The sequence below is a fragment of the Actinomadura sp. 7K507 genome, from assembly GCF_004348425.1.
Taxonomy (GTDB): Bacteria; Actinomycetota; Actinomycetes; order Streptosporangiales; family Streptosporangiaceae; genus Spirillospora.
Genome location: NZ_SMKK01000421.1, coordinates 1 through 4,011, shown reverse-complemented (window position 1 = coordinate 4,011; position 4,011 = coordinate 1). Strand labels below are relative to the sequence as shown.

The window sequence follows — 4,011 nt, the reverse complement described above, 5'->3', positions numbered from 1 at the left end:
GACCCCGACCCCGACCAACGATCCGAGCCCGTCGACCTCCCCCTCGCCTTCACCTTCGATCTCTCCCTCGCCCTCGACCTCGCCTGCCGGCGGAGGTGAGAACGGCGGCGGAGGCGGCCCGTCCACCGACGGCGGAGGCGGCAACAACCCCGGCGGCAACAACCCCGGCGGCAACAACCCCGGCGGCAACAACTCCGGCGGCAACGATTCCGGTGGCGGCAACCGCATCGCCACGCTCCTGGGCGACGACGGCGGTGGAGGCAACGCCTCCCTGGCCTCCTCGACCCCCGACGGCGGGTCCGCCCCTGGCGGGAACCTCGGCGGCAACCCGTCGGGCCCAGGCGGCACCGGCCCGGCCGGATCCGGCTCGTTCGGCGGCGCCAACCCATCGGGCGGCGGCCCTGCCCCCACGGGCGGTGGCGTCGTCGGCGGAGGCGCGGCACCGGCGGCCGGCGGAGGCACGCCGTCGTCGGGCGGCGGAAGCTCGTCGTCCTCTTCCTCTTCTTCCTCGTCGGGGAGCGGCTCCGGCTCCCGCGGCGACTCCGGTACCGGCGGCGGCTCGTCGTCCGGCGGCTCCTCCAGTCCCGGCAGCGGGACGCCGTCCCCCGGGGGCGAGGCACCCGGCTCCGGTACCCCGTCCCAGGACGGCGCTTCACCCGCTCCGGGGTCCACCGACAGCGGCACACCACCCGGCAGCACCCAGACTCCCGGCGACGGGAGCACGTCCCCGGACAGTGGCAGTACTCCTGAGCAGCCCGGGACCTCCCCTACACCCGAGTCCGGGATGACCGAGACCGCCGCCGACCCGAATCCGCGCGGCTCGGACGGCACATCCGAGGCTCAGGACGCCACGCCACAACAAGACCAAGGCGGTTCCAACGGACCATCGGGCTTCGTCGCACCCATGCCGATGGGAGCGATGGGCGGCTCACCCTCCCCCGGTGGCACGCCTTCACCGTCCCCGGCGGGTTCGTCCACCCCTTCCGGTGCCGGCGGCACCAGGTCGACGACGCCGCCGGGCCCCGAGTCCCGGGCTCCGGGCCGCGATGACCCCGGCGGACGCCCGCAGCCGAGCCCCATCCAGAACGTCGGCGAAGACGGCGTCGTCCGCAACGACCCGGCACCACGGCAAGACGATCCCGCGCAACAGGACCAACCTTCACAGCAGGACGCGCCTCCGCAGCAGGACGCGCCTCCGCAGCAGGACGAGGACGCGCCGCACAAGAAGGAGTCCGAAGGCGCCGCGCAGGATGGCACCACACCAGGTGACACGTCCCCCGGCGACGGTCAGGCGGACAGGTCGCAGGCTCTCGCGGACGCCGAGCAGCAGGCCCGGGACGCCCTCGCCCAGTTCGGCGACGACGCACCGACCGTCGACTTCTCGTCGGCCCCGCTCGACCCGGCCGCGGCACAGGAGATCAACAACGCCATCCGGCAGCTCGCCGCCGACTACCCCGACACGATGCGGGGCCTGTCCGAAATCGCCTCCCAGGACATCAGCCAGGCCCTCGACCCGGGCAACGAGGACGTCCTCGCCTACGCCACCCCCAATTCCAACGAGCCGGGCATCTTCATCAACGACGATGCCTTCGGTGACAACGCCCAGCGTGCGGAGGAAGGCGCCGACGAAGAGCGGAGCGGGTTCACCGTGCCCGGCGGAGGTTCCACGGAAGGCGTGTTCACGCACGAGTTCGGGCACCACCTCGGCGAGCAGCTTCTGAACAACCCGCAGATGCTCGCCGACCTGAACCGGGCCGTGTCCGATGCCCTGGGCATCCCGTACGACGCCACGCAGGCGCATGACCCCGACACACAGCAGCGGATCGAGGACGCGCTGTCCACGTACGGATCAAATGATCCGCACGAGATGATGGCGGAGGCGTTCACCGAGCACCGCCTCTCCGACGACCCTCGTGACCTGGCCCGCGCCATCGGCGAGGTCATGGACCGCCACCTGGGCGCCCAGACCAACACCCCGCCGCCCGACGGCTCGCCGAACCCCGACCCGAACACGTCGCCGCCCCAAAACCACACCACCGAGAACCCGGCGGACGCCACACCCGCCAACCAGACCAACCCGTCCGAGAACAACCCGCCACCACGCAGCGACACCGCGCCACCACACACCGAGAACCCGCCACCGCGCACCGACGACGGCCAGTCACGCTCGGACGAAACACCCCCACGCACCAACGACTCGCAACAGCGCGCCGAGAACGCACCACCGCACTCAGACACGACACCACCACGCACCGACGACGCCGAGCCACGCACGAACGAACCACCCCCACACACCAACGACCCGCAACAGCGCGCCGAGAACGCACCACCGCGTTCGGAGAACACGCCACCCCACTCAGACAACACGCCGCCGCGCACGGACAACACGCAGCCACGCACCGACGGCACGCAGCCGCGCGGCGACGACACACCACCGCGCTCCGATGACGCGCAACAGCGGTCGGAGAACGCGCCGTCGCGGGACGACGGGCCGTCGCGCTCGGACGGTACGCAGGAGCGGGGGGACGAGGGGGCCAGGCCGGGTGAGGGCGATCCTCGTTTCAGGCGGGGAAACACCGATGACAGCGGGGACACCTCTCCTGGGGACGGCGAGCCGCAGGGGCGGACCGATCCTCCGGCCGGGCGTGGGCTGCCTCATCAGCAAGCCGACTGGGCGCCGCCGTCGTACACCCGCGAAGAGAACATCAACCTCGGGTCCGGTGAGCGGCTGGCCGACCATGCGCCGCTTGAGCCGCGCGCCAAGTACACCGTCTACCAGACCGATGGCTCGGGGAACAGGGTTCCTCGAAGCGAGGCCTACACGGACGGCGACGGCAACGTCACGCACGTCACCAACGTCAAACCGGCCGATCCGGCCAACCCGGTCGTCGACCCGAACGACAACGTCGACCTGACCCGTCCCGAGCCGGGCGTCACCCACAAGGTCGATCTCGGGTTCGACGAGCCGCACATCTTCGCCGGTCAGCCTCACACCGGCGGCGACGAAGGCATCGCGCCGTCCGCCACGAGGTTCGACCCGCCGAACGCGACGCCGGTGCGGTGGCCGGGAGACTACGACGCCGGGACGCAGGGACCGTTCTCGGCCCGGAGGGACCTGCCGCCGAACTCGCGGATCGAGGTGCGCGGGCCTGGCAACAGGCTCCACGGCGTCTTCTGGACGGACGCGAACAGGCAGGTCACGCACGCCCGCACGTGGTACGGCGACCAGGAGCACGGGTTCAACCCCGAACTGGGCGACACCAACCGCAACGTCAGGAAGTGGGGCGTGCCGCGCCCGGACACCCACTACCTCGTCGAGCCCCACGACCGGTTCCAGACCACCGACCCCAACGCGCCCCTCGACCCGCCGGACGGCGCCCGCCGCGGCGACTTCGGCGACGACGGCGTCGACCCGGGCACCTTCCTCTTCCACACCGACGACCGGGGGCAGACGGACTCGGCCAGCGGACGCCCCGACTACGACACGCCGCACGCGGACGACGAGCAGCGCAATGAGAACGTCCAGCGCAAGGTCGGCCGCCTCGGCAAGGGCCAGGCCGAGTACAAGGGCGGAAGCTTCGACGGCGGCCACATCTTCCCCCACGAGGCGCGGGGGCCGGGAGAGCGGATCAACTACTTCCCGCAGTGGAGTCCCACGAACCGCGGGAACTCCGGTGGGGACGTCACACCCGGTACCGGCTGGCGGCACTCGTTCGAGAGCCTGCTCGAAAGACGGCACACCGCCAACCCCGACCTCACGATCGACCGGATCGACTTCTTCCCGGAGCCGAACGATCCGAAGATCACGCCGGAGGTCGTCCACACTCGCTGGACGGAAACCGACGGCTCCCAGAATCCGCCGGTAACCACCACGCACTACCGGAGCTACCACAACCTGGACCCGAGCCAGCGGAGCGGAAGCGGTACGACGCCCCCCGCCCCTGCACCGCCCAGCAGCACCACGCCTGCCCAGCCCTCCGGGAGCGGCCAGCCCGCCACACCGAACCAGGC

General features: G+C 71.6%; 1 protein-coding gene and 1 pseudogene. One reads left to right on the top strand and one right to left on the bottom strand.

What is annotated here, in order from left to right:
* Nucleotides 1-723 (bottom strand): annotated as a pseudogene (locus E1285_RS47010) (hypothetical protein); the annotation flags it as partial.
* Nucleotides 724-904: 181 nt separating this feature from the next.
* Between E1285_RS47010 and E1285_RS46240 the strand changes: the two are divergent.
* Nucleotides 905-4,011 (top strand): hypothetical protein (locus tag E1285_RS46240; protein WP_207947267.1); only part of this gene is annotated, 3,107 nt, incomplete at its 3' end.